At 63.7% G+C, this 23,743-nt stretch carries 29 protein-coding genes; 1 reads left to right on the top strand and 28 read right to left on the bottom strand.

Annotated elements, in window-relative coordinates; translation table 11 throughout:
* Positions 1–113: 113 nt before the first annotated feature.
* The 16 genes from mraY to ylxM all read right to left on the bottom strand — a co-directional run bounded on the left by mraY (position 114) and on the right by ylxM (position 14,503).
* The gene (gene mraY, locus ACMNAY_RS08690; protein WP_418719119.1) at positions 114–1,124 is read right to left on the bottom strand and encodes a phospho-N-acetylmuramoyl-pentapeptide-transferase; all 1,011 of its coding nucleotides are present in this window, start codon (positions 1,122–1,124) and stop codon (positions 114–116) included.
* Between the two features lie 137 nt (positions 1,125–1,261).
* Positions 1,262–2,650 (bottom strand): UDP-N-acetylmuramoyl-tripeptide--D-alanyl-D-alanine ligase, encoded by a 1,389-nt coding sequence (locus ACMNAY_RS08685; RefSeq protein ID WP_418719118.1) that lies wholly within the window; start codon positions 2,648–2,650, stop codon positions 1,262–1,264.
* A gap of 92 nt (positions 2,651–2,742) precedes the next feature.
* A complete protein-coding gene (locus tag ACMNAY_RS08680; RefSeq protein WP_418719117.1) occupies positions 2,743–5,091 on the bottom strand; it encodes a penicillin-binding transpeptidase domain-containing protein in 2,349 nt (782 codons plus the stop codon).
* Between the two features lie 98 nt (positions 5,092–5,189).
* Complete coding sequence (locus ACMNAY_RS08675; protein WP_418719116.1) at positions 5,190–5,657, bottom strand: cell division protein FtsL; 468 nt, start codon at positions 5,655–5,657, stop codon at positions 5,190–5,192.
* A 51-nt stretch (positions 5,658–5,708) separates the two neighbouring features.
* Positions 5,709–6,632: a 16S rRNA (cytosine(1402)-N(4))-methyltransferase RsmH gene (gene rsmH, locus ACMNAY_RS08670; RefSeq protein WP_418719115.1), complete on the bottom strand. Its 924-nt coding sequence runs from the start codon at positions 6,630–6,632 to the stop codon at positions 5,709–5,711.
* A gap of 35 nt (positions 6,633–6,667) precedes the next feature.
* Complete coding sequence (gene mraZ / locus ACMNAY_RS08665) at positions 6,668–7,087, bottom strand: division/cell wall cluster transcriptional repressor MraZ (protein WP_394968819.1); 420 nt, start codon at positions 7,085–7,087, stop codon at positions 6,668–6,670.
* Between the two features lie 242 nt (positions 7,088–7,329).
* On the bottom strand, positions 7,330–7,788 hold the full coding sequence (locus ACMNAY_RS08660; protein WP_394968817.1) for an ATPase: 459 nt from the start codon (positions 7,786–7,788) through the stop codon (positions 7,330–7,332).
* Positions 7,785–8,333 (bottom strand): 16S rRNA (guanine(966)-N(2))-methyltransferase RsmD, encoded by a 549-nt coding sequence (rsmD, locus tag ACMNAY_RS08655; protein ID WP_418719114.1) that lies wholly within the window; start codon positions 8,331–8,333, stop codon positions 7,785–7,787. The genes ACMNAY_RS08660 and rsmD overlap by 4 nt, the downstream gene beginning before the upstream one ends.
* A gap of 46 nt (positions 8,334–8,379) precedes the next feature.
* Positions 8,380–10,245 (bottom strand): excinuclease ABC subunit UvrC, encoded by a 1,866-nt coding sequence (gene uvrC, locus ACMNAY_RS08650; RefSeq protein ID WP_418719113.1) that lies wholly within the window; start codon positions 10,243–10,245, stop codon positions 8,380–8,382.
* A 124-nt stretch (positions 10,246–10,369) separates the two neighbouring features.
* Complete coding sequence (locus tag ACMNAY_RS08645) at positions 10,370–10,633, bottom strand: HPr family phosphocarrier protein (RefSeq protein ID WP_177522168.1); 264 nt, start codon at positions 10,631–10,633, stop codon at positions 10,370–10,372.
* A 214-nt stretch (positions 10,634–10,847) separates the two neighbouring features.
* Positions 10,848–11,570: a tRNA (guanosine(37)-N1)-methyltransferase TrmD gene (trmD, locus tag ACMNAY_RS08640; protein ID WP_394975904.1), complete on the bottom strand. Its 723-nt coding sequence runs from the start codon at positions 11,568–11,570 to the stop codon at positions 10,848–10,850.
* Complete coding sequence (rimM, locus tag ACMNAY_RS08635) at positions 11,567–12,097, bottom strand: ribosome maturation factor RimM (protein WP_418719112.1); 531 nt, start codon at positions 12,095–12,097, stop codon at positions 11,567–11,569. The genes trmD and rimM overlap by 4 nt, the downstream gene beginning before the upstream one ends.
* A 79-nt stretch (positions 12,098–12,176) precedes the next feature.
* Positions 12,177–12,410 (bottom strand): KH domain-containing protein, encoded by a 234-nt coding sequence (locus tag ACMNAY_RS08630; protein ID WP_394961293.1) that lies wholly within the window; start codon positions 12,408–12,410, stop codon positions 12,177–12,179.
* Between the two features lie 21 nt (positions 12,411–12,431).
* Positions 12,432–12,674: a 30S ribosomal protein S16 gene (gene rpsP, locus ACMNAY_RS08625; protein ID WP_177522171.1), complete on the bottom strand. Its 243-nt coding sequence runs from the start codon at positions 12,672–12,674 to the stop codon at positions 12,432–12,434.
* A 117-nt stretch (positions 12,675–12,791) separates the two neighbouring features.
* Positions 12,792–14,117 (bottom strand): signal recognition particle protein, encoded by a 1,326-nt coding sequence (ffh, locus tag ACMNAY_RS08620; RefSeq protein ID WP_418719111.1) that lies wholly within the window; start codon positions 14,115–14,117, stop codon positions 12,792–12,794.
* A gap of 20 nt (positions 14,118–14,137) precedes the next feature.
* Positions 14,138–14,503 (bottom strand): YlxM family DNA-binding protein, encoded by a 366-nt coding sequence (gene ylxM, locus ACMNAY_RS08615; protein ID WP_394967525.1) that lies wholly within the window; start codon positions 14,501–14,503, stop codon positions 14,138–14,140.
* Positions 14,504–14,724: 221 nt separating this feature from the next.
* Between ylxM and ACMNAY_RS08610 the strand changes: the two genes are divergently transcribed.
* Positions 14,725–15,630, top strand: coding sequence for a PLP-dependent cysteine synthase family protein (locus ACMNAY_RS08610; RefSeq protein ID WP_394967523.1), 906 nt, complete (start codon positions 14,725–14,727; stop codon positions 15,628–15,630).
* 36 nt (positions 15,631–15,666) lie between these two features.
* Here ACMNAY_RS08610 and ACMNAY_RS08605 read toward each other — a convergent pair whose 3' ends face one another.
* The 12 genes from ACMNAY_RS08605 to ACMNAY_RS08550 all read right to left on the bottom strand — a co-directional run bounded on the left by ACMNAY_RS08605 (position 15,667) and on the right by ACMNAY_RS08550 (position 23,736).
* Positions 15,667–16,776 carry a THUMP domain-containing class I SAM-dependent RNA methyltransferase gene (locus ACMNAY_RS08605; protein ID WP_418719110.1) on the bottom strand — a complete coding sequence of 370 codons (1,110 nt, stop codon included), beginning with the start codon at positions 16,774–16,776 and terminating at the stop codon, positions 15,667–15,669.
* 164 nt (positions 16,777–16,940) lie between these two features.
* Positions 16,941–17,453 (bottom strand): ribosome hibernation-promoting factor, HPF/YfiA family, encoded by a 513-nt coding sequence (hpf, locus tag ACMNAY_RS08600; RefSeq protein WP_394967519.1) that lies wholly within the window; start codon positions 17,451–17,453, stop codon positions 16,941–16,943.
* Between the two features lie 203 nt (positions 17,454–17,656).
* Positions 17,657–18,016: a cupin domain-containing protein gene (locus ACMNAY_RS08595; protein ID WP_394975896.1), complete on the bottom strand. Its 360-nt coding sequence runs from the start codon at positions 18,014–18,016 to the stop codon at positions 17,657–17,659.
* Between the two features lie 15 nt (positions 18,017–18,031).
* Entirely contained in the window at positions 18,032–19,729 is a 1,698-nt protein-coding gene (locus tag ACMNAY_RS08590) for an FAD-dependent oxidoreductase (RefSeq protein ID WP_418719109.1), read from the bottom strand.
* 113 nt (positions 19,730–19,842) lie between these two features.
* Positions 19,843–20,295 (bottom strand): S1 RNA-binding domain-containing protein, encoded by a 453-nt coding sequence (locus ACMNAY_RS08585; RefSeq protein ID WP_418719108.1) that lies wholly within the window; start codon positions 20,293–20,295, stop codon positions 19,843–19,845.
* A gap of 76 nt (positions 20,296–20,371) precedes the next feature.
* Positions 20,372–20,671: an FtsB family cell division protein gene (locus ACMNAY_RS08580; RefSeq protein ID WP_394975891.1), complete on the bottom strand. Its 300-nt coding sequence runs from the start codon at positions 20,669–20,671 to the stop codon at positions 20,372–20,374.
* 33 nt (positions 20,672–20,704) lie between these two features.
* Positions 20,705–21,202: a hypothetical protein gene (locus tag ACMNAY_RS08575; protein WP_418719107.1), complete on the bottom strand. Its 498-nt coding sequence runs from the start codon at positions 21,200–21,202 to the stop codon at positions 20,705–20,707.
* Between the two features lie 6 nt (positions 21,203–21,208).
* On the bottom strand, positions 21,209–21,517 hold the full coding sequence (locus ACMNAY_RS08570) for a YabP/YqfC family sporulation protein (RefSeq protein ID WP_418719106.1): 309 nt from the start codon (positions 21,515–21,517) through the stop codon (positions 21,209–21,211).
* Between the two features lie 117 nt (positions 21,518–21,634).
* Entirely contained in the window at positions 21,635–21,880 is a 246-nt protein-coding gene (locus ACMNAY_RS08565) for an RNA-binding S4 domain-containing protein (protein WP_394975885.1), read from the bottom strand.
* A 97-nt stretch (positions 21,881–21,977) separates the two neighbouring features.
* On the bottom strand, positions 21,978–22,253 hold the full coding sequence (locus ACMNAY_RS08560) for an HU family DNA-binding protein (protein WP_177522596.1): 276 nt from the start codon (positions 22,251–22,253) through the stop codon (positions 21,978–21,980).
* A 40-nt stretch (positions 22,254–22,293) separates the two neighbouring features.
* Positions 22,294–23,100, bottom strand: a complete 807-nt coding sequence (gene mazG, locus ACMNAY_RS08555) for a nucleoside triphosphate pyrophosphohydrolase (RefSeq protein WP_394975991.1) — start codon at positions 23,098–23,100, stop codon at positions 22,294–22,296.
* Between the two features lie 243 nt (positions 23,101–23,343).
* Positions 23,344–23,736 carry a zinc-ribbon domain-containing protein gene (locus ACMNAY_RS08550; RefSeq protein ID WP_394967509.1) on the bottom strand — a complete coding sequence of 131 codons (393 nt, stop codon included), beginning with the start codon at positions 23,734–23,736 and terminating at the stop codon, positions 23,344–23,346.
* Between the last annotated feature and the right edge of the window lie 7 nt (positions 23,737–23,743).

Genomic DNA, 23,743 nt, shown 5'->3' with positions numbered 1-23,743 from the left:
CAGGCCGCACCGGCACGGAACGGGCCGTGCCGGAAACGGGCGGGCGGCGCAGCGGCCGTCCGGACATATCTCTTGTGGACACGGCGGCACCGCCCCCTTTCAAAAGTTATCTCTCACAGGTAATAAACGTAGGCAAACAGAACGCCCAGCGCGGCAACGGAAAAAGCGATGAAGCTGAAGACGCAGTCGATCTTCACTTCGCTCCAGCCGCGCATCTCAAAAGAGTGATGGATGGGAGTCATCTTGAACAGGCGCTTGCCGTGGGTCAGCTTGAAGTAGGTGACCTGAACGACCACCGTGGTGGCCTCCCAGATGTACACCGCGCCGAAGAAGAAAATCAGTTCCGGCCGGCCCATGGCGTAGGCGATGCCCGCCACCGCGCCGCCCAGGAACATGCTGCCGGTGTCGCCCATGAAGGTCTTGGCCGGGTAGAAGTTCCAAAACAGGAAACCGGTGAGCGCGCCCGCCATGGCGGCGGCAAAGATGCTGAGGTTGAACTCGCCCAACAGGCTGGTGAGGGTCAGAAAGCCCAGCATGGCCACAAAGGTGACGCAGCTGCACAGGCCGTCGATGCCGTCGGTGAGGTTCACCGCGTTGACGATGCCGATGATGAGGCCGTAGGACAGCGGGTAGTACAAAAGCCCCAGATCCACATAGCCCACCATGGGCAGCGTGACCCAGGTGGTGAGGGTGCCGTTCATGTGCAGCGCGAAGAGCAGCGCGGTGGTGATGAGCAGCTGCGCCACGATCTTCTGCATGGCGCGCAGGCCCAGATTGCGCTTTTTGACCACCTTGATGAAGTCATCCAGAAAGCCCACCATGCCAAAGGCGAAAGCCGAGAACATGGCAATGTACAGGCTGCGGGCGGTGGGGCCGCCCAGCATGTCCGGCGCGCCGTTCAGCAGGCTCAGCGTGGCCAGAGCCACCGCCACCGTGCCCGCGAAGATGAAGCACAGGCCGCCCATGGTGGGCGTGCCCTGTTTTTTGTTGTGCCAGGTGGGGCCGATCTCCTTGATGGTCTGCCCGAAGTGCAGCTTGTGCAAAAAGGGTACGATCACAAAGCCGGAAACCTCCGACAGGACGAATCCGGCAAAAGCCGCAAGGATCAGCGCATAGCGTGCCATAGTTTGAAAACTCCCTCTCACTCTGGCCGGCTCCCGGCCGGCGTGATGACGCTCCGCAAAGAGCGCCGCAAAAGATCCGCTTTGACGCAGCGCCGCCCGGGCCGTAAACCCAGGCCGCGCGCCGCCGCCCCCTTATTTTATTGCAAAGTTTCCTCGCCGTAAAGAGCTTTCAGGATATTTTCCAGCTTCATGCCCCGGCTGGCCTTGGCCAAAAGCGCGTCTCCGGGCTTCAAGAGGCTTTTCAGAGCCTCCAGCGCGGCGGCGGGGGTGTCGCAGTGCACCGCCGCAAGGCCCGCCTTTTCCGCTTCCTCGGCCATCACTTTGCTCTCGGCACCGAGGGCCACCAGACCCGCAAGGTGCGCTTCGGCGGCCCAGCGGCCCACCTGGCGGTGGGCTTCTTCGGAAATGGCGCCGAGCTCCAGCATATCTCCCAGCAGGGCGTATTTTTTGCCGGAACCTGCGTCGAAGGCGCTGAACATGGACAGGCTGGCCTTCATGCTGTCCGGGCTGGCGTTGTAGCAGTCCTCCACCACGGTGAGGCCCGCTTTCTTCACCACATGCTGGCGCATGCCGGTGGCCTCGTAGTTCGCCAGGGCCGCGGCGCATTTCGCCTTGTCCAGCCCCAGCCGGCTGGCGGCGGCGTAGGCCGCCAGCGCGTTGTAGACATTGTGCCGCCCCATGGCGGGGATGCAGACTTCAAAGCGCTCATCGCCGTCCGCCAGGGTGAACCGCTCGCCCTCGGAGCTGCTCTCGATGGCCTCGGCCCGCACGTCGGCCCAGGGAGCCTCGACGCCGTACCACACCGGGCGCAGGCGGGCGGGGATGAGGCCCTGCTCCTTCGCTTTGCACAGGTACTCGTCGTCGGCGTTCAGCGCCAGCGGCGCGCCGTCCGGCAGGCCGGCGCAAATTTCCAGTTTCGCTTTGAGGATGTTCTCCCGGCTGCCCAGGCTCTCCATGTGGGACACACCGATGCAGGTGATGAGGCCCGCCGACGGCCGTGCAGCCCGGCTGAGCCGCTCGATCTCGCCCAGGGCGCTCATGCCCATCTCCACCACAGCGTACTGGGTGGTGGGCGCAAGGCGGAAGAGGGTGTTGGGCATGCCGATCTCGTTGTTCTGGTTTCCCTCGGTCTTGATTGCCTCGCCAAAGGCGGAAAGGACGGCATAGCAGAACTCCTTGGTGGTGGTCTTGCCCACGCTGCCGGTGACGCCGATCATTTTGGGCGCAAAGAGCATGCGGTAGTTTGCCCCCATGCGCACCATGGCCTTGTGGCTGCTGGGCGTCAGCACCAGTTTTTCCGCCGGAACGCCCTCCACCGGGTGCTCCGCCACCACGCAGAGCGCACCGCCCTCGATGGCGGCGGCAGCGTAGTCATGGCCGTCCACCCGCTGGCCGGGAAAGCAAACGAACACGCAGCCCGGCTGTACCTTGCGGCTGTCGGTGACGACGGCGGTGACCGCTTCGCCGCCCAGACTGCCCGCCTGAGCAAGGCCCGCAAGAAGCTGATTCAGTGGGATGGGATACATGGCAAAAACCTCCCTCACAGGGCGCCGCAGCGCCCTTCTTGTCCTTTTTTACTACTGTATGCGGCCGTCGGCCGGAGAATGTGTACAGGCCTTTACCCTTCCGCGCCGGTGACGGTGAGGGTGATGACCGAGCCCATCTTGACCTCGGTGTTCTCCGCCGCGCTCTGGGCCGTCACGGTGCCCTCCTCTGCCGACAGCGAAGCGTTCAGCCCCGCCGCGGTGAGGATCTGTTTTGCCAGCGCGGCGCTCTTGCCCACCACGTTGGGCACAGGCACGTTGGGAATGTCGGCGCTGTCGGTGAACAGGTAGACGGTGGAGCCGGCCGGCACCTTTTCGCCCGCCGCGGGGCTCTGGGCCAGCACCAGATCACCGGTGCCCACTCTGCGGTGGGCAAAGCCCTTCTTGTTCAGTTCCACCTGGGCCATATCCCACTGCTGGTAGCTGGGGTTCGCCGGGCTGACCAGATTGGGAACGGTCACGTTGCCGGTGGGCAGCAGGGCGGGGTCGGTCTCGATGCCCAGATAGGGGGCCACTTCGCTGATGATGTTGCCCACCAGGGGAGCGCTCAGCATGGAGCCGAACTCCGTCTCGGCGTGAGGCTCGTCCACGAACGCCAGCACCAGGATCTCCGGGTCGTCGATGGGCACCACGCCCACGAAGCTGGAGACCTTCTCGTAGCTGGTGGGGTCGTCGGCCTTGGGGCGGTCCAGCTTTTCACTGGTGCCGGACTTGCCGCCAATGTGATAGCCCGCCACATAGGCGTTGCGGCCGGCTGCGCCGTCGGCGCCGTTGTCCACCACGCCCTCCATCATCACCCGCAGAGCGGCGCTGGTCTCCTCACTGATGACCTGGCGCTTGGCGGAGGGCTCAAATTCCTCCACCACGTTGCCGTCGTTGTCCACGATCTTGCTCACGATGTGGGGCTGCACAAGATAGCCGCCGTTCACCACTGCGCAGACGGCGGTGGCCATCTGGATGGGGGTGACCTTCTGGGCCTGGCCGAAGCTGGTGGAGGCCAGGTCGATGAGCGACATATCCTCCTCGGGATAGTAGGAAATGCCCTCATAGGGATACTGCTCCGCCGGCAGGTCGATGCCCGTGGTCTCGGTGAAGCCGAAGGCGGTGTAGTAGTCGGAAAAGACCTCCTTGCCCATGAGCAGGGCTTCCTGGATGGTAGCCTGGTTGCAGCTGTTGGCCAGAACGTCGGCGGGGGTCTGCCAGCCATGGACGCCGAGGACGCCGTAGCCGTTGTCAGCACACTGATAAGGCTTTGTGCCGGGCAGCACGGTGTAGCCGCCGGCGACGCAGTTGAAGCTGGAATTCACGGTGCCCGCGCCGGAGTCCAGCAGAGCGCTGGTGGTGACGAGTTTGAACACCGAGCCGGGGGTGTACAGGTCGGTGATGGTCTTATTCTTCCACTGGCGCTGGCGTTCCTCGCCCTGCACCCGGGTGTATTCCTCCCCTTCCAGGCCTTCCAGCAACGCGGCCCGTTCGGGGTCGTAGATGGTCATGGGGTCGTTGGGGTCGAAGTCCGGCTTGGTGGCCATGGCCAGAATGGCGCCGGTGTTCACGTCCATCACGATCACCACGCCGCGCTCGGTCACGTTGTTCACCTTGACCGAGTTCTCCAGGTATTTTTCCGCGATGGCCTGGATCTCCGCGTCCAGCGTGAGGACGAGGTTGTCGCCGTCCTTGGCCTCATAGAGCACGCGGTCGTCGTTGGCCACCTCGCCGCCGTTGGGGGTGCGCTGGCTCACCAGACGGCCCGGCGTGCCGGCCAGCACATCCTCATAGTATTGTTCCAGGCCGTAGAAGCCGTATCCATCGGCGTGCATGAAGCCCAGCACGCTGGCCGCAAAGGCGCCAAAGGGGTATTCCCGCTTGGTGTCCTGGGAAACGATGATGGTGAGTTTGTTCTCCGAGGCGTACTGGGAGATCTGGTCCGCCACAGGCTTGTCTACCTGTTTTGCCAGCAGAACGTACTGCTTGGAGTCGTCAATGAGCTTGTCGTAGATCTCCTGGGCGTCCATGCTCAGAATCGACGCCAGGTCCTGGCTGATGGTCTGCACCCGGGCAGCCCGGCGCTGGGCCTTGGATTCATCGCTCTCCGTGCCGCCCATGGCTTCCAGCTCCGCCTTGGTGAGGCTGGGCGCCTTGATCTGGCTGGGGTCGGCGGTGATGGTCCACACGATGCTGCTCTTTGCCAGCACCTTGCCGGTGGCGTCGTAGATCTGGCCCCGCTGGGGGGTGATGGTCATGTCCTTCATCTGCTGGCTGGCAGCGGCGTTCAGCATCTCGTCGTGGCGGACGATCTGCCAGGTGTACAGCCGCCAGACGAGCAGCCCGCACCCCAGGACCAGGAACAGCCCCAGCAGCACGAAGCTGCGGATCTTCAGCGAGCGGCTGGGCCCGCCCTGCGGCTCGTTTGTCTGTTTGTTCATGCTTTATGTTCCCTCTTGCGGAGCCCGCGGCCCCGGGTAAAATGCAAACTCGTGAGCCCTCCCCCGCCGCCCGCTGGGGGCGACGCGCAGGGGCTGGCTCACGGGTTCAGATACTCCATCAGGCTGAGCAGGCTGGTGCTCAGAAATTCGGTCAATTTTTGGGCGGTGGTCTCGGGCCGGTTGATGACGCTCTCGCTTTCCAGCGAGAAGTAGGTCACCTGGCTGCGGTCCACCTTGACCAGGCCCAGCTCTCCGGCGGCGACCTGTTCCACATTCCGCAGGCTGGTCTTGGAGTCCAGCACGCCGGACAGGTAGTTGTAGGTGCTCTGTTCGCTCACCAGATTGCTCTGGACGCTCTGAATGTCCACCGTGAGCTCAGTGATGGTGGCCTGGCTGTAGAGGAAGCCCACCACGAGGGCAGCCATCACCACCGTGAGCGCCACCGTTTTCACGGTTTGCAGGTTCAGGCGGGAGGCCTTCTTTTTGCCCTTGACGGCCCGGACTTTCGGGCGGGGCCGCTGGGCGCGGTTTTCAAACAGTTCAAGATCGTATGCGGGCTGGGCCACGGCAGCCACCTCCTTTCCGGGCAGGAAGGGCGGCGGCCCTGCCTGCGTTGTTTACAGTTTTTCGATGACCCGCAGCTTTGCGGAGCGGCTGCGGCGGTTATTCTCCAATTCATCGGGCGCGGCCTCGATGGGCTTGCGGGTGATGAGCTTGGCTTTTGCTTTGCCGCCGCACACGCACACCGGATATTCCGGGGGGCAGGTGCAGGCGGTGGCCCACTGGCGGAAACGGTTCTTCACCAGCCGGTCTTCCAGGGAGTGGAAGGTGATGATGGCGAAGCGTCCGCCGGGGGCCAGCAGATCGAAAATCTCGTCCAGGCCTTCGCTCAAAGCGTCCATCTCGCCGTTCACCGCGATGCGGATGGCCTGGAAGCTTCGGCGGGAGGGGTTTTTGTCCTTGCGGCGCACCGCCGGGGGCAGCGCCGAGGCGATGGCGTCGGCCAGTTCCAGGGTGGTGGCGAAGGGTTTCTGTTCCCGCTGGCGGACGATGCGGCCGGCGATGGCCCAGGCGTAAGGTTCCTCGCCATACTCCCGCAGGATGCGGGCCAGTTCCTCCCGGTTTTCGCTGTTCACCAGGTCCGCGGCGGTGGGACCCGACTGGCTCATGCGCATGTCCAGCGGCGCGTCCTGCCGGTAGGAGAAGCCCCGCTCGCCGTCGTCCAGCTGGTGGGAAGAGACCCCCAGGTCCAGCAGCGCGCCGTTGATGGCGGTCACACCCAGGTCGGCCAGCGCGCGGCGGGCGAAACGGAAGTTCGTCCTCACCACCGTGGCGGGCAGGCCCTTAAGTCTCTCGGTGGCGGCTGCCACCGCATCCGGGTCCTGGTCCAGGCTGATGAGGCGCCCGGTGGTCAGGCGCCGGGCGATCTCGCTGGAGTGCCCGCCGCCGCCGGCCGTGCCGTCAAGATAAGTTCCCGCGGGGTCGATGGCAAGGCCCTCCAGGCACTCGTTCAAAAGCACCGGCACATGACTGAATTCCATGCCTGCCATCCCCCTTTCGGTCGTGTTTCAAAGAATCAGAAGTCCAGTTCCTCCATGGCTGCCTCGATGTCGGCGCCGGAGAGGCTCTGCTGTTTGCGCTGCCAGGCGGCGGTGTCCCAGATCTCGGCGTAATTGCCCACGCCGATGACCGTGACCTCCTTCTGCAGCCCCGCGTGGGTGCGCAGCGCGGATTCCAAGAGGATGCGGCCCTGCTTGTCCGGCGTGACTTCCTGGGCCGCGGCGAAGAGGAAGCGCTGGATGTCCCGCGTTTTGACCATGCTCTTGGAGCGCAGGATGTCGGTGATGCGCTGCCATTCCGCCTCGGGGAAGGCCACCAGGCAGTCGTCCAGCCAGCGGGTGACCACGAACTGCCCGCCCATCTTCTCGCGGAACTTTGCGGGGAAGTTCAGACGGCCCTTTTCGTCGATGGTGTAGTTGTATTCGCCCATCAGCATTTTGGCCGCCCCCTTCCGGGAAGAACAGGCGGCGGAGAGCCGTTCCCCACTTTGACCCACTCTTACCCACTTTTGATTACAATTATACGGGATAAGGCCCCAAAATGCAAGATGCGGGACGTATAAATACAGGGCGTTTGCGCCGGATTTTTTGGCGTTGTTTTGGCGAAAGGTACAAAAAAACGGGCCGTGAACAAAGGTTCACGGCCCGTTGGACGATATGGGAGAAAAACGGCGGAAAATCAGCCGTTTTTGGCGCTCTGGCGCAGGTTGGCGCGCACGGTCTTGACCTCGGCGGCGCTGCGGGCCAGCTGCTCCTCGGTGGTGCGCAGCATGTTCTCGCAGTAGTCAGTGACGGTGGTGCGCATGGTGCGCGCCTGGGTCTGGGCGGAGGAGACGATCTCGGCGGCGCGCTGCTGGGCGGCCTTGACCACTTCCTGCTCGCTCACCAGCACCCGGGCGCGGTCCTCGGCCTTCTTCACGATGGCCTCGGCCTCGCGCTTTGCGTCGGCCACGATCTCGGCCCGGTCGTTCACGATGGCCTTGGCCTGGCGGATCTCGGTGGGCAGATTGAGGCGCACCTCGTCGATGATGTCCTGCATGCGGTCGGCGTCCACCACCCGCTTGCCGCCCGCGAAGGGCAGGCCGGTGGCTTCCTCCAGCATCTCTTCCATCATATTCAGCAATTCATCGATGTTCATTCCGCTCGCTCCTTTTCATAACGGGTCACCAGCACCTTGCCGTACCGGTATTGTTTTTTCTTGTGCAGACCGCCGCACTCGTCCGGCAGGTCGGCAGCCAGCTCGCTCTCGCAGAGCACGGTGCCGCCGGGGGCGACCACCTTCGCCACCGCCGGCAGGATGGCCGCCAGCGTGCCTTGGTGATAAGGCGGGTCCAGCAGCACGATGTGGAAGGTGTCCTTGGTGGCAGAAAGGAAGCTCTCCGCCTCGCCCTGGGCCACACGGCACCGGTCAAACACGCCCGCCGCCTTGCAGTTGTGGGTGATGATCTCCACCGCGCGGCGGTTACGGTCCAGAAAGACGCAGCCGGCGGCGCCGCGGCTGATGGCCTCGATGCCCAGCTGGCCGCTGCCGGCGAACAGGTCCAGCACCCGCGCGCCGGGCAGGCTGAACTGCAATGCGCTGAACATGGCCTCCTTCACCCGGTCAATGGTGGGCCGGGTGACTTCCTCCCCGGGCAGCGTTTCCAATTTTGTGCCCCGGGCATCTCCGGCGATCACGCGCATATCCTTCCCTGCCTTTCACGGTGCGGCCGCTGGGCCGCGCTTGAGTTTATGGTTCATTATCCCCTGTTCCGTGGGCTTTGTCAAGGGCCGCGCCGCCGTGGAACCAGTCGAAGATACGCCGGGCGGCGGCCGCGCCCACGCCCTTTGCCTGCTCCAGTTCCTCGGCGGAAGCTTCCCGCACCGCCGTCACCGTTTTGAAGTGGGCCAGCAGCGCCTTTGCGGTGGCCGGGCCCACGCCGGGAATGGCGGTGAGGCTGGAAGCGTAGGACTTTTTCTTCTGGCTGGCCCGCTGGTACTCAATGGAGAAACGGTGCACTTCCTCCTGGATGTTGGACAGGAAGGTGAACACGCCCCGGTGCATGCTGACGGCGATCTCGCCGCCGTCGGCGGTGACGATGGCCCGGGTGCGGTGGTGGTCGTCCTTGACCATGCCGAAGAGGGGCACCGCCGCCAAAGCCGTGCCCGCCAGGGCGGCTTTCACCGCGCTCACCTGGCCCTTGCCGCCGTCCAGCAGGATGAGGTCCGGCAGCACGCCGAACTGGCCCGCCGCCCCCTTCTCATACTCGCCCGCCCGCCGGGAGAGGGCCTCGGCCATGCTGGCGAAGTCGTCGGTGCCAAAGACCGTGCGCATCTTGAAGCGCCGGTAGCCGCTTTTCAGGGGCCGGCCGTCCTGGAACACCACCATGCCGCAGACGCTGGTGCCCTCGCCCCAGTTGGAGATATCGTAGCTTTCGATGACGTGGGGCGGTTTTTCCAGGCCCAGCAGGGCGGCGGTCTCGTCCAGCAGGCGCTGGCCCCGGTCGGTGCGGCCGCTCTCCCGGGCAAGACGCTCCACGGCGTTGGTGTAGGCCATGGTCACCAGCTGGGCCACGTCCCCCCGCTGGGGCACATAGAGCTGCGCCTTGGCCCCCCTCGTCTCGCCCAGCAGCTGTTCCAGGGCCTCGGCGGCCTCGGGCAGCGCGTCCACCGCGATGCGGCGGGGAATCTCGCCGCCGTAGAGATAGTAGCGGGGCAAGAATTCCTCCCGCAGGGCGTCCAGGTCGGTGCTGCCCTTGAACACGAACTCCCGTTTGTCCGCAAGGCGGCCTTTGCGGTAACGCAGGATGGCGGCGCAGCTGGAGGAGCCGGAGGCGGCGAAGGCCATCACGTCCATCTCCACCGTCTCGTCCACCACCACTTTCTGGCCGGCGGAGACCTTTTCCACCGCGGCGATCTGGTCCCGCAGGAGGGCGGCCTGTTCGAAGTCCAGCCGTTCGGCGGCTTCCTCCATCCGGCGGCGCAGGACGGTCAGAATGTCCTTTTTGCCATGGCGGATGAGCTGGATGGCCCCTTTCACCGCCTCGTTATAGACCTCTTTGCTGATTTTGCCGCTGCAAAGCGCCATACACTTGCCGATGTGGGCGTTGAGGCAGGGGCGGCCCTTGCCGATGTCCTCGGGGAAGCGACGGTTGCACCGGGGCAGCAGGAAGGAGTCCTGGGCGGTCTCCACCATCTGCCGCACCGCGAAGCTGCTGGTGAAGGGGCCGATGTAGTCGGCCCCGTCGTCGTCCTTTTGCAGCGCCGCCGAGATGCGGGGGTACTCCCCTTTCGTTATCTTGACATAGCTGTAACCCTTGTCGTCCTTGAGCAGAATGTTATATTTGGGGGTGTGAGCCTTGATCTGGCTGGCCTCCAGCACCAGGGCCTCAAACTCGCTCTGGCAGACGATGACGTCAAAGGTGAAGGCGTGCTCGATCATCTGGGTGACCTTGGCGTCGTGGGGCACGCCCTCCCGGAAATACTGGCTGACACGGGTGCGCAGCCGCTTGGCCTTGCCGATATAAATGATTTCGTCCCGCTTGTCCCGGATGATGTAAACTCCCGGCAGCAGCGGCAGCATTTTTGCCTTTTCGTACAGTTCGGCCTTGGTCACGGCGTTGCGCCCCCTTTCGTCCGGCCTTATTATATCCCGCCTTTGCGCCCTTTACAAGGTGCGCAGGGAAAGGAAAAAGGGCGGAACGCTCCGCCCTTTTTTTGTTTATGAATGAAAAAAGAAATTACTCGGCAAAACCGGAGTTCACCAGAGCGATCAGGCCTTCCACAGCGTCCTGCTCGTCGGCGCCGTCGGCGATGATGCGGATGGTGGTGCCGCCCACGATGCCCAGGCTCAGAACGCCCAGCAGGCTCTTCGCATTGACGCGGCGCTCCTCCTTCTCGACCCAGATGGAGGACTTGTACTCGTTGGCCTTTTGAATGAAGAAAGTAGCCGGACGGGCATGCAGGCCAACCTGATTCTCAACGGTAACTTCTTTCACAAACATGGTTCATACACTCCTACTCAAAAAAGTTTGAACGGGTTTGATACTATAATATCCCATTCATTGGCGCTTGTCGATAGCGTTCGGGAATTTTTGTCAGTTTGGCAAAAGGCGAAAATACCGGAAACGTTTCTTTGTGCATTTCATCCATTTAGTTTCCAACAATATGATGGGTTTGTTCCAAAAGTTTTAAACATAAATGGCAACGATTCCCAAATCAACCTTTTTTGAACTCCTCGGGCAGCTTTTCGTACAAATCCGGGCGGCGCTGTTTTGTGCGCTCCAGACTCATCTTTGCCCGCCACGCGTCGATGTTGCCGTGGTGGCCGCTGAGCAGCACCTCGGGCACCTTGCGCCCCCGCCATTCCTCCGGGCGGGTGTACTGGGGATATTCCAGCAGGCCGTTCCAGTGGCTCTCTTCCTGATAGCCCTGGGGCTCGGCCAGAACGCCGGGCTGCAGGCGCAGCACGCTGTCCGCCACCACAAGGGCCGCCAGCTCGCCGCCGGTGAGCACATAGTCGCCGATGGAGATTTCCCGGTCGGCCAGTTCCTCGATGACCCGCTCGTCCATGCCCTCGTAGTGGCCGCAGACCAGCACAAGGCCGTCCTGCTGCGCCAGCTCCTTGGCCACCTGCTCGGTGTAGGGCTGGCCGGCGGCGGTCATGAACACGATATGCGGCCGGGGGCGGCCCTGCTCCTCGAACTGAGCCAGAATGGCCTGGCAGCAGTCGTAGATGGGCTGGGCGTTCATCACCATGCCGCAGCCGCCGCCGTAGGGGTAGTCGTCCACCTGTTTCTGGCGGTTGAGGGTGTAGTCCCGGATCTGGTGGCAGTGGGTCTCAATGAGGCCCTTGCGGGCCGCCCGGCCCAGGATGCTCTCGTCCAGCACCTGCTGGCACATATCCGGGAAGAGGGTGGCAATGTCGATGCGCATGCTCATGGGCGGTCTCCGTTCTCGGCCTCGGTGAACATGCCGGGGATGGGCTCCACCAGCACACGGCCGTTTTCCAAATCCACCTGCTTCAAAAAGGGCTTCACCGCCGGGAACAGGGTCTCGGCGCCGTTTTCGTCCCGCACGGTGTAGATGTCCTGGGCGGCGGGATGGGTGACGGAAGTGATGGTGCCGTAGACCCGGCCGCTGGCGGCGTCCACCACCGGCAGGCCCAGCAGGTCGGCTTTGAAGTAATGCCCCTTGGGCAGTTTTGCCTCGGCGCGGGCGATGTAGAACACAGTGCCCACCAGCTCACGGGCGGTCTCGGGGCCATGGACGCCTTCCAGCGTGAGCAGGGCCATGTTCTTGTGGGGACGCACTTTCACAAGGCCGATGGGGTTTTGCCCCTGCGGCCCGCGGTACAGGCGGGAAAAACCCGCCAGAAAGGCGGCGCTGTCGCACCAGAGCTCCACCTTCACCTCGCCGGCGATGCCGTGGGTGGTGACCGCCTTGCAGGCTTCGAGATATTCTTGCATGAGGATACCCCCTTAAAACTGAAAAACAGGGCCCTTCGAGACAAAGGGCCCTGTCGGTTTTGTGCCTGGGTGCAGCCGGTCAGTCGATCTCGACCAGGACCTTCTGCCCCTTGCGGACAGCGGCGGCGCGCATCACAACGCGGATCGCCTTTGCAATACGCCCCTGTTTGCCGATCACACGGCCCATGTCGCCTTCCGCCACGCTCAGGTGGTAGACGACGGTGCCGTCCTCACGGGGATCGTCCACGGTGACGGTCACCGCGTCGGGCTCATCCACCAGTCCCCGGGCCACAGCAAGCAGCAACTCCTGCATTTTGACGTCCTCCATTGCCTGTTACAGAATCTCGGACTTCTTCAGCAGAACGCGCACCGTGTCGGTGGGCTGAGCGCCGTTGGCGATCCACTTCTTGGCCTTCTCAGCGTCGATGTTGATCACAGAGGGCTCTTTGGTGGGATCGTAGTAGCCGATCTCCTCGATAAAGCGGCCATCGCGGGGGAAGCGGCTATCCGCCACCACAACACGATAGAACGGAGCCTTCTTGGCGCCCATGCGGCGCAGTCTGATTTTGACAGCCATTCCTGTCACCTCCTGTTAAAATTGGGGCCCATTGGCTGGGCGTTTATTCTATAAAACCCCGGCCCCGGGCAAACGCCCGACGAGCCCCAGAGGTTTTATCAAGTTGGGAAGGGCCTTTTAAAAGCCCAGATTCATGCGCCGGCCAAAGGCGCGGGGGTTCTTCTTGACCTGCTTCATCAGCTTCTGCATGGCCTCGAACTGGCGCAGCAGCCGGTTGACCTCCTCCACGGAAGTGCCGCTGCCGGCGGCGATGCGCCGCTTGCGCTTGGGGTTGATGATGGAGGGCTTTGCCCGTTCGGCGGGGGTCATGCTGAGGATGATGGCCTCCACCCGGACGAAGGCTTTTTCGTCCACGTCGTCGGGGTTGACCTTTGCGCCGCCCGGCAGCATGGAGAGCATGGCGGAAACGCCGCCCATCTTTTTCATCTGGGCAAGCTGGTCCAGCATGTCGTTCATGTCGAACTTGCTGTCCATCATGCGCTTGGCGGTCTCAGCGGCCTTTTTCTGATCCTGGGTCTCCTGCGCCTTCTCGATGAGGGTGAGCACGTCGCCCATGCCCAGGATGCGGCTGGCCATGCGGCCGGGATGGAAGACCTCAAGGTCGTCCAGCTTTTCGCCGGTGCCCTGGAACTTGATGGGCTTGCCAGTGACCGCCTTCACGCTGAGGGCCGCGCCGCCGCGGGTGTCGCCGTCGGTCTTGGTGAGGATGATGCCGTCCACGGCCACCGCCTCGTTGAAGGCCTTGGCCACGTTCACCGCGTCCTGACCGGCCATGGCGTCCACCACCAGCAGAACTTCATCCACCGTCACCGCCTCGCGGATGCGGCCAAGTTCCGCCATCAGGGCTTTGTCCACATGCAGACGGCCGGCGGTATCCAGAATGACGATGTCGTTGCCGTGGTCCTTGGCGTGGGCCACCGCCGCTTTGGCGATGACTTCGGGCTTTTCGGTGCCCATGGTGAACACCGGCACGCCCGCCTGCTTGCCCACCACCTGCAGCTGTTCAATGGCCGCGGGGCGGTAAACGTCGCAGGCCACCAGCAGAGGCCGGTGCCCGGCCTTCAAAAACCACTTGCCCAGCTTTGCGGCGTGGGTGGTTTTGCCGTTGCCCTGCAGGCCGCAGAGCATGAGCACCGTGGGGGGCTTGGACTTGATGTGGATGCGGGCCGCCTCGTCGCCGCCCATGAGAGCGGTGAGCTCCTCGTTGACGATCTTGATGACCTGCTGGGCGGGGGTGAGGCTTTCCATCACCTCGTGGCCCATGGCGCGCTCGGTGACCTGAGCGATGAAGCTCTTGGCCACCGTGTAGTTGACGTCGGCTTCCAGAAGGGCCATGCGCACTTCCCGCATGGCGGCTTTGATGTCCGCCTCCGAGAGCTTGCCTTTGCCCCGCAGCCGCTTGAACACGCCGCCCAGTCGCTGGGAAAGGGATTCAAATGCCATTGTGTTTCAAGACCCCCTTCTCAGTCGGTGATGCGCCGGATCTCCTCCAGCATCTGGTCCACGTCCCGCTCGATCTCCGCGCTGGGCGAGTAGGAGTTGGAGTTGGCAAAGCGGATGGAGCGGGCCAGGCTTTCCAGCTGAGCCACGCCCTGCTGCACCGCCCGGTAGCGGGCCGCGAAGCCCACCTTCTGCTCCAGGTCAAGGATGATGCCCTCGCCGCGCTTGATGGAGTCCCGCACGCCCTGACGGGTGATGCCGAAGTTGTCGGCAATTTCCGCCAGCGACAGATCGTCGTTGTAGTACTGCTCCATCACCTCGCGCTGGCGCTCGGTGAGCACGTCGCCGTAAAAATCCAGCAGAAACGAGATCTCAAGATTTTTTGCCACGGTGCAGCCCATCCTTTCGCGAGGTTTGTAAAGGCATTTGCTTTACAGTGCACATTATAACAAAAGAACCGCCTTCTGTCAAGAGGCATTGCCCAAAAAACAGGCCCGGATTTTGTGAAAAAGTGCAGAAAGCGCAGGTGCGAAGCCGGTCGGCGGATTGACGGCCCGGTCGCATTTGGTATAATTGAAGTAATTTATGGAAAAAGGGGGGGCGGCGGGCCGTGGCAGTGTTCAAAAACTACTACCAGTACCTCTACGCCTGCCCGGTGGTGGAACTCACCGGCTATGCCGCCCGCTTCGAAGTGCCGGGGCGCATCTTCGCCTATCTGGACTTCGCCGGTCCCACCGGCAGCGCCAAGGACGGCCTGGCGGAAGGGATGCTGGCGCTGGCGGCCCAGCGAGGCGATTTGAAAAAGGGCCAGCCGGTGGTGGAGGCCAGCGGCGGCACCTTTGCGGCGGCGCTGTGCATCGCGGCGCGGCGCAGCGGCCACCCGGTGTATCTGGTGGTGTCCCCCACTTTGCCGGGCGAGCGGCAGAAGCTGCTGCAGCGGCTGGGGGCCCAGCTGGTGTTCTGTGCGGAGGGCATGTCCCGACGCAAGGCCGCCCGAGAAATGGCCCTGCGCACCGCCGAGGAGAAGGGCGGCTATTATCTGGACTACTTCAACAACGACGACAACCCGGAATACCACCGGCGCATCACCGGCCCGGCCATTCTGAAGGCCACCCACGGCGGCGAGGACATCGACACCATCGTAGCGGGGGTGGGCAGCGGCGGCACGGTGACCGGCGTGGGCGAGCACGTGAAGGCCTGGACCAACCACATCCGCATGGTGGCGGTGGAGCCCTACGAAAGCCAGGCCATCGGCGGCGGCTTCATCGGCCGCCACGGCATTCCGGGCCTCGGGGTGGGGTTTGTGCCCCAGAACTACAACCCTTACATCGTGGACCGGGTGGTGGCGGTGGCCAGCGGCGAAGCGCTGCGGGCCGCACGGGACGTGCTGCGCACCGACGCCATCCCCGCCGCGCCCAGCGCGGGGGCTGCGCTCTATGCCGCCCGGACGCTGCTGGAGCAGGGCAAGGCCAAAAGCGCCCTGTGCGTATTCAGCGGCAGGCAGATCTACGAATGACAAAAGGCCGTCCCCTCTGGGACGGCCTTTTTGCGTTTAGTAGTACATATACACCTGGCAGGGAATCATGCCGTTGTAGAGCTTGCGGCGGCGGGCGGCCTTTTTGCCGAAGTGCTTTTCAAAGTCGGCGTCGGCGGTGATGACGTAGGCGCCCTTCACCGGGTTCGCGGCAAGGCGCGCGCCCAGCGTACCCGCCAGACGGGCGGCCTCGGCCAGATCGCCCAACCGCTCGCCGTAAGGAGGGTTGGTAAGCACCGTCTGCTCGGGGGCGGGGGCAAAGTCCGCCACATCGGCCACGGCGAAGCGGCAGCGCTCGCCCACGCCGGCCAGCTTTGCGTTGTGGGCCGCCAGCTCCACGGCGGCGGGGTCGATGTCAAAGCCGCAGCCCTCGAAGGCAGCGTCCTTGCGAATTTCCGAAAGGGCTTTCTCCCGCTGGGCGGCCCAGACCGCCGGCGGGCAGAAGCTGTACTGCTCGGCGGCAAAGCGGCGGCGCAGGCCCGGGGCGATGTTCATCGCCTTCTGGGCAGCCTCAATGACCAGGGTGCCGCTGCCGCAGAAGGGGTCGGCCACCAGGGTGTCACGCCGCACGCGGCCCAGGTCCGCGATGGCGGCGGCCAGCGTCTCCTTGATGGGCGCTCCGGTGGCGTTGCGCCGGTAGCCCCGCTTGTGCAGGCCGTCGCCGCTGGTGTCCAGCATCAGCTCCGCCTGGTCCTTGCGGATGGAAAATCGAATTTTATACTGCACGCCGGTCTCGGGCAGGAACAGGGTCTTGTGGCCCTTTTTCAGCCGCTCCACCACCGCCTTTTTCACGATGCTCTGGCAGGCGGGCACACTGGACAGGGTGCTGGACAGGCTGGACCCCTTCACCGGGAAGGCAGCGTCGGCGGGCAGCAGCTCCTCCCAGGGCACGGAGAACACCCCGTCGAACAGCTCGTCGAAGGTGCGGGCGGGAAAGCGTTTGAGCAAAATCAGCACCCGCTCGGCGCAGCGCAGGTTGAGGTTTGCGGCGGCGATCATGCTCTCGTCGCCCGAAAAGGCGATGCGCCCGTCGGTGACCTGCACGTTCTCCGCCCCCAGGCGGCGCAACTCAAAGGCGGCGGTGCTCTCGGTGCCGAAGTAGCAGGGCGCGATCAATTCAAATTCCATAAAGGCAGCTCCTTTTTCTGCGGCCCGCCCCAGAACGGCGGGTCGGTGTTTGGCGGTTTTCGCCGGGATATTATCATAGCATCCCCCGCCCCGGCGCGCAAGGGAATTTTTCGCCCGACCAGCAAAAAGCCGCCCCGGGGCGAGCCCGGAGCGACGTTTGTGGGTCAATTCAGCGGGATCAGCACGCCGTAGCCGCCATCGGCGCGGCGGTAGACCACCTGGATCTGGTCGTTCTCCATGCTGCGATACATGAAGAAGCTGTGGCCCAGCAGATTCATCTGCAGGATGGCCTCGTCGGTGGAGCAGGGCTTGACCGCGAAGCGTTTTTCACGGATGACCTCAAAGGTCTCTTCCGGTTCGGGGTCAACGGGCCATTCCTCGGCGCGGGTCATCTTGGTGCTCAGGCGCTTGCGGTTCTTCACCAGGCGGCGGGTCAGCAGGTCCGCCGCATCCTCCAGCGCGGCTTCCATCTGGTCGGCGGTCTTTTCGGCCCGCACGGTGATGCCGTTGTCATAGACGGTGATCTCCACCGTCTGGCGGCTCTTTTCCACCGTGACCGTGACCTGCGCCTGGGTCTCCTCGGGGAAGAACTTATCCAGCTTTGCCAGGCGCTTCTCCGCTTTCTCGATGAACGAGGGTTTCAGGGAAACTCTGCGACCGGTGCATGTGACCTTCATAAACCTATGCCTCCTTTTGGCGGTCAGCCGCCGCAGGGCCTTTGCCCTTTGCACAGCCTCCGCCGCTTTGATATTATTATTATAGCAATTTTGCACAAAAAACGCCAGAGAAAAGGCGTGTACAGTCTGTAAAGTTTTTGTGGCAAAGGTGTGTGAAAATGCACAAAACCCGCCGCCCCGAAAAGGGCGGCGGGCAGGAAGATTCACTCCGGGTCGCGCACGTTGATGATGAGCGCCAGAAAGCGCAGAGGCTTGTCGGTGCGGTTCTCAATGGAATGAGAAGAACCGTCCCGGCACTGCATCATGTCGCCGGCGGCCAGGTCGTACTCCACGCCGTCCTCCGTCACATGGCCCACGCCCTCCAGGATGTAGTAGACCTCATACTCGCCCTGGTGCTTGTGATAGCCCACGGAACAGCCGGGCTGAAGGGTGTTCACGGCGAACAGCCGCCCGGAGCCGTAGGCACAGTCAGCGGGCAGGATGTGGTGCACGGTGCATTCCCCTTCGCCCCCCGCCATCTTGGGACGAATTTCTTCCAGCTGGTCTTTGCAGAGAATTTTCATGGTTTTCCCCTCGTTTCAGTTGAAGTTATAGGCCGTGACGATGGGCTCCCGGCCCAGGGTGCGGTCGTTGAAATACTCATACAGGCAGATGCCCAGGAAAGAGCCGCTGATGTTATAGGCATTGGTGTAGCCGTTGCCCAGCAGCTCGCACAGAGCGTAGTAGCTGCGCTGGCTGGAGCGGCAGTGGAGGTAGACCGGCACATCTTTGGGCACCTCGTTCATCCGCTCCCGGAACCGGGACAGGGGGATGTTCACCGCGCCCTTGAGGTGGCCGGCGGCGTACTCCCGCTCCTCCCGCACGTCGATGATGTACGCGCCCTGCTCCACAAGGCCGCGCACGGCGCTCACCGGCACCTGCTTTACCCGGCCTTCCAGCACGTTCAGCGCCACCAGCGCCGCTTGATTCACCACGTCCTTGGCGGTGCCGTAGACCGGCGAATAGCACAGTTCCAGTTCCTTGAGGTCCGCCAGGGTGCCGTTCATGGAGATGAGGGTGGCGATGACGTCCACACGGCGCACCGTGTCGCCTCGGCCGATGGCCTGGGCGCCCAGCACGCGGCCGGTGGGCGTTTCGAACACCAGTTTAAAGGCCATCCAGGCCGCGTCGGGCATGAGGCCCACCTTGTCAGAGGAATAAAGGAGCACTGAGTCGCAGGGGATGCCCGCCTTGCGGGCGGCCTTTTCGGAAAGGCCGGTGGCAGCGGCGTTCAAATCGAACACCCGCACGCAGGCGGAACCGATAAAGCCCCGGGTGTCCGCCGGGCGGCCGCAGATGTGGTCCGCCGCCGCGCGGGCCTGCCGCTGGGCCGGGCCCGCCAGCGCCAGACGGCCGGGCCGTCGGGCAAGCCGGTCAAAGCTCTCCACTGCGTCGCCCACGGCATAGACGTCCTCGTCCTCGGTGCGCCAGTTGGTGTCCACCTTGATGCCCCGGGTCTCGCCAATGGCAAGGCCGGCGTCCTTTGCAAGGGCTGTTTCGGGCGAAACGCCGATGGCCAGCACCACCATCTGGGCGGGCAGGTCAAAGGCCTCGCCGTCCCGGGTGACGGTGATGCCATCCGGGTGCACAGCGGTGAGCAGGCTGTTCAGTTCCACCTGCACACCGTTGTCCATCAGCTCCTTGTGCAGCAGCTGGGCCATGTCGTAGTCAAAGGGGGCCAGCACCTGGTCCGCCCCTTCCACCAGCGTCACCAGCAGGCCGGCGGCGGCCAGGTTCTCCGCCACCTCCACGCCAATGAAGCCGCCGCCCACCACTGCCGCGCGGGTCACGCCCTGCTCGTCGATGTAGGACTTGATGGCTTTCACGTCGGTGACGTTGCGCAGGGTGAACACATGGGGGCTGCGCACGCCGGGGATGGAGCCGGGCACGATGGGCGCGGCGCCGGGGGCAAGGATGAGCTTGTCATAGCTCTCGGTGTATTCCGGGCCTTCTTTGGGCTGCACCGTCACGGTCTTGGCTGCCCGGTCGATGGACACCACCCGGCTGTTCACCCGCACCTCGATGTTGTGGCGCATTTTAAAGGCGCGGGGCGTCATCAGCACCAGGTCGTCGGCGTTGGGGATGGTGCCGCCCAGATGATAGGGCAGGCCGCAGTTGGAGAAGGAGACGTGCTCGCCCTGCTCAAACATGATGATCTCGGTTTTTTCGTCCAGCCGGCGCAGCCGGGCAGCCGCGCTGGCGCCGGCGGCCACGCCGCCCACCACGATCACTTTCATGGGTTCAACTTCCTTTCATCGGCGGGCAGGCCCGCCGTTCATTTCAAAAAATGCAAAAAGCGGGCTGCCGCTTGCCGACAGTCCGCCCTTTCGCCTTGTATTTCGGCCGCGATTCAGCGCCGGCGGGAATAGCCGCCTCCGCGGCGGTTCTCGGTGACCCGCTTGAGGTCGGAGATCTTCTCCTCGCTCTGGCTCTTGAACTTGGCCATCATGTCCTCAAAACTCATCTCGCCCTGGGGCGCGGCCGCCTTGGGCTGCCACACACGGGGCGCGTCGGAACGGCCGCCGCGCTGACCGCTGCGGGGCCCGCCCCGGTTCGGACGGGGTTCGGGAGGCAGGGTGCGCTTGATGGAGAGGGCGATCTTGCCGTCCTCCGCGATGCTGAGCACCTTGACCTTGACCTCCTGCCCTTCACTGAGCACGGTGGACAGGTCCTCGATAAAACTGTTGGACACCTCGGAGATGTGCACCATGCCGGTCTTTCCGCCGGGCAGCGCAACAAAGGCGCCGAATTTTTTGACGCCGGTGATCTTGCCTTCCAGAATGGCCCCTACCTCTAACTGCAACGCGATATAACCCCTTTATGTTTATTCTTGCAAAAGGCCCGCAACGCGGCGGTGAGCCGCAGCCTTTGTGCCGTGTTTATTGGCCGGTGACGTCGATGAACACCCGCTCGTTGGGCTTGGCGTAGCCCAGTTTGTCCCGCGCGACCCGCTCGATGATCTCCAGGTCGCTGCCGGATTCCAGCACCCGCTCCAGCTCGTCGTTCTGCTGACGCTGCTGTTCCAGCTGATTCTCCAGGTCCTGCAGCTCTTTTTGTTTCGCGGCGATGTCCACCTGGTTGAACACGAGGCCCGCCACCAGATAGCCGCCGATCAGCACGAGGCCCGCCCGCAGGAGAACGCGGGGCAGAAGCGGAGCACGCTTTTGCTTTTTTTCCATGCTGCCGGCCTCCTTCGCCGAAAAATGAGCGCATTATCCCCGGGGAAAGCCCGACGGGTTATCTGAATTATACAACACACACCCTTTGTTTTTCAACTGTTTTTTGCGGCGTTTTTTGGCTGCTGCGCGCAATTTGTCCCTTGCCGCGCCCGCCGCGCGGCCGCAAAGGCGCGCGAGGGGCCGCAACGCCAGCAGCCAGACGAAAACAAAGGGCCGGGCGATGGTCCATTTTACCAGCCGCTGGGCGGCGGCGCACCCCGGCGCCAGCACAAAAAAATACCCTGCCAGCCCCAGCGCCAGGCCCGCCGCCATGTACCAGCGCACCACGCCGCTGTAGCTGCGGGAGGCGGCGAAGCTGCAGGCCAGCACGGCGGCGGCGAAGGCGGCGGCCACATCCAGCACAAAGCACACCGGCCGGCTGCCGCCGAACACAAAGCGGGACATGTCGTAACACACCGCCAGAAAAAAGCCCAGCCCCAGGCAGCACAGGGTGTCCGCCAGGACATAGGGCGGCGGCGCCAACGCCACCATGGGCCTTCAGCGCAGCAGACGGCGCCACAGGCCGCCCGCCGCCGGCGCGGGTTCGGTGTACTGCATGGACTCGATGCGCCCGAAGATCTTTACCTCGCCCGTTTGAATGGAGAGTTCGCTCACCGAGAGCCCCTCGCCGCCCACCAGCAGGGTGCCCTGCTGAGTCTCCAGGGTGGCGCCGGTCTCGTCGCAGCTCACCACCCGCGTCACGCCGGTGGCGGTGAGGACGCCCCGGTCCTCCACGATGAGGTGATGGGGAAGCTTTGCCGCCGGGCTTTCAGCGGGCCGGGCGGCGGGGGTCTTTTTTTCCTGCATGGTCTGCACCTGCCTTTTCGCCAATGTATATGCTGCGGCGGAAGGCGGTTATGACCGGCACAAAAAAACCGCCCCGAAAGCACTGCCTTCGGGGCGATCATTCTCAAAAAAGCGAAATCACCCTTCGATGACTTCGTACATTTCCCGGGCCACGTCCTTGCCGGCGGGGGCGAGGGTGGACAGCACCCGCACCTTGATCGGCTTGTTGCCGAAGGTGATCTCGATGACGTCCCCTTCCTTGACGGCATAGCTGGCCTTGGCGGGCTTGCCGTTCACCAGGATGCGGCCCGCGTCGGCCACCTCGTTGGCCACGGTGCGCCGCTTGATGAGGCGGCTGACCTTCAGGTATTTGTCGATGCGCATAAAGCTCGCTCCTTTCCCGCCGGGCGCCCGGCGAAAGAGAAAACGGCCCTGCCCCGCGGCGCGGCGGCAGAGCCGTTGAAGATCGGGTCCGCTGTGATTACTTGGACACCGCGTCCTTCAGGGCCTTGCCGGCCTTGAAAGCGGGGGCGGTGGTAGCAGCGATCTGGATGGTCTCCTTGGTGCGGGGGTTGATGCCGGTGCGGGCAGCACGCTTGTGGGTCTCGAAGGTGCCGAAGCCAACCAGAGAGACCTTATCGCCGTCGGCCAGGGCCTTGGTGATGACTTCCACAGTGGCGTTGACAGCCTTCTCGGCGTCCTTCTTGGTCAGCTCGGCAGCCTCAGCGACAGCCGCGATCAGTTCAACTTTGGTCATGATGTTTTACCTCCAAAAATTTATGCCAGCACAAAGGGGATCATCCCTTTGGTGTCTGTTCGGTCTGCTTGGCCGCTTTCCAATAGCGGTCAAGGTCGTCGGGAGAGACCTTTTCCAGCGCCATGCCTTCGGCGGCGGCCTGCTCCTCGCAGGAGATGACCCGGTTCTGGAACCGGGTGGTGGCCTGGCTCAAAGCCAGCTCGCTGTCCTGCCCGAGCATGCGGCCCAGGTTGGCGGCGGCAAAGAGCACATCGCCCAGCTCCCACTGAACGCCCTCGCCAGAGGCCATGGCCTCTTTCAGCTCGGCCAGTTCGCTTTCAAGGTCAGCCAGCGCGGCGGCGGCGTCCGGATAGGCAAAGCCGTAGGCTCCGGCACGCTTTTGCACCTTGGCCGCCCGCATCAGTGCGGGGAAGGCCGCGGGCACGCTCTCCAGCCGGCTCTTGGCGGTGGTGCGCTCCTTCTCGGCGTTTTTCAGCGCCTCCCAGTTGGAGAGCACCTCGCCGGTGGTCTCGGCCACCGTGTCGCCAAAGACGTGGGGGTGGCGGTAGATGAGCTTTTTGCAGATGCCGTCGCACACCGAGTCGAAGTCAAAGACGTTCTTCTCGGCCTCCATCTGGCAGTGGAGGGCCACCTGCAAAAGCACGTCGCCCAGTTCCTCTTCCAGAAGGTGGGCGTCATTCAGGTCGATGGCTTCCACCGCTTCGTAGGTCTCCTCGATGAAGTTGGCGCGGATGGACTGGTGGGTCTGTTCCTTGTCCCAGGGGCAGCCGTTCACGGGGTCGCGCAGGAGAGACACGATGCGCACCAGATCCTGGGCGGTATAGTGCTCTTTTTGCTCAAAGTCCACCAAACGGCTCACCTCCTTAATCGCTTTCTAATTTTACTCCACGGAAAATGGCTTTTCAAGCCCCTTTTTCCCTATTTTTGCCCTGCCGGTGCGGTTTTCATACTTCTGAACAAAATTCGAGCGAAATAGAACGGCGGAATGTGTGCAAACACCCATCCGCCGTTCGTTTTTTCATTTTATTGCTGTTTTGTGCCGCGGCTCACTGTGAGCACCACCGCGCTGCCGCTTCCCTTTTGCCCCAGCTTACAGCTGTGCCCCGCACCCAGGACAAAACAGGGCATCCTCTTCCACCTCGCAGCCGCACTGAGGGCAGGTCTTGGTGGCGGGCTCGGGCATATCGATGGGCGCCTCGCCCTCGGGGGCGGGCTGGCTCTTCAGCTCGCGGATCTTGTCGTCCAGCGCGCCGATGGCGGCGATGTACTTTTCCACCAGGGGGCGGTTCTCCTCGCCGTTTTTGGCCAGGCTGTAGACCAGGGCGCCCAGCTGACGCTCGGCCTTGGACTTCTTGCCCTGCAGCGCCAGCAGGTCGGTCTGACGCTTGCCCTCGCGGGCCAGGTCGGCGGCGGTCTTTTTGGCAGTGTCCACGGCTTTGGCGCCGGCCTCCAGAATGCGGTCGATATCAATGTTCACGTTCATTGCAGTG

This window comes from Candidatus Allofournierella merdipullorum (genome assembly GCF_048426865.1).
Lineage (GTDB): Bacteria > Bacillota > Clostridia > Oscillospirales > Ruminococcaceae > Allofournierella_A > Allofournierella_A merdipullorum.
Note: the sequence above shows the minus strand (reverse complement) of the source record. Positions and strands in the feature narration are given on the sequence as shown.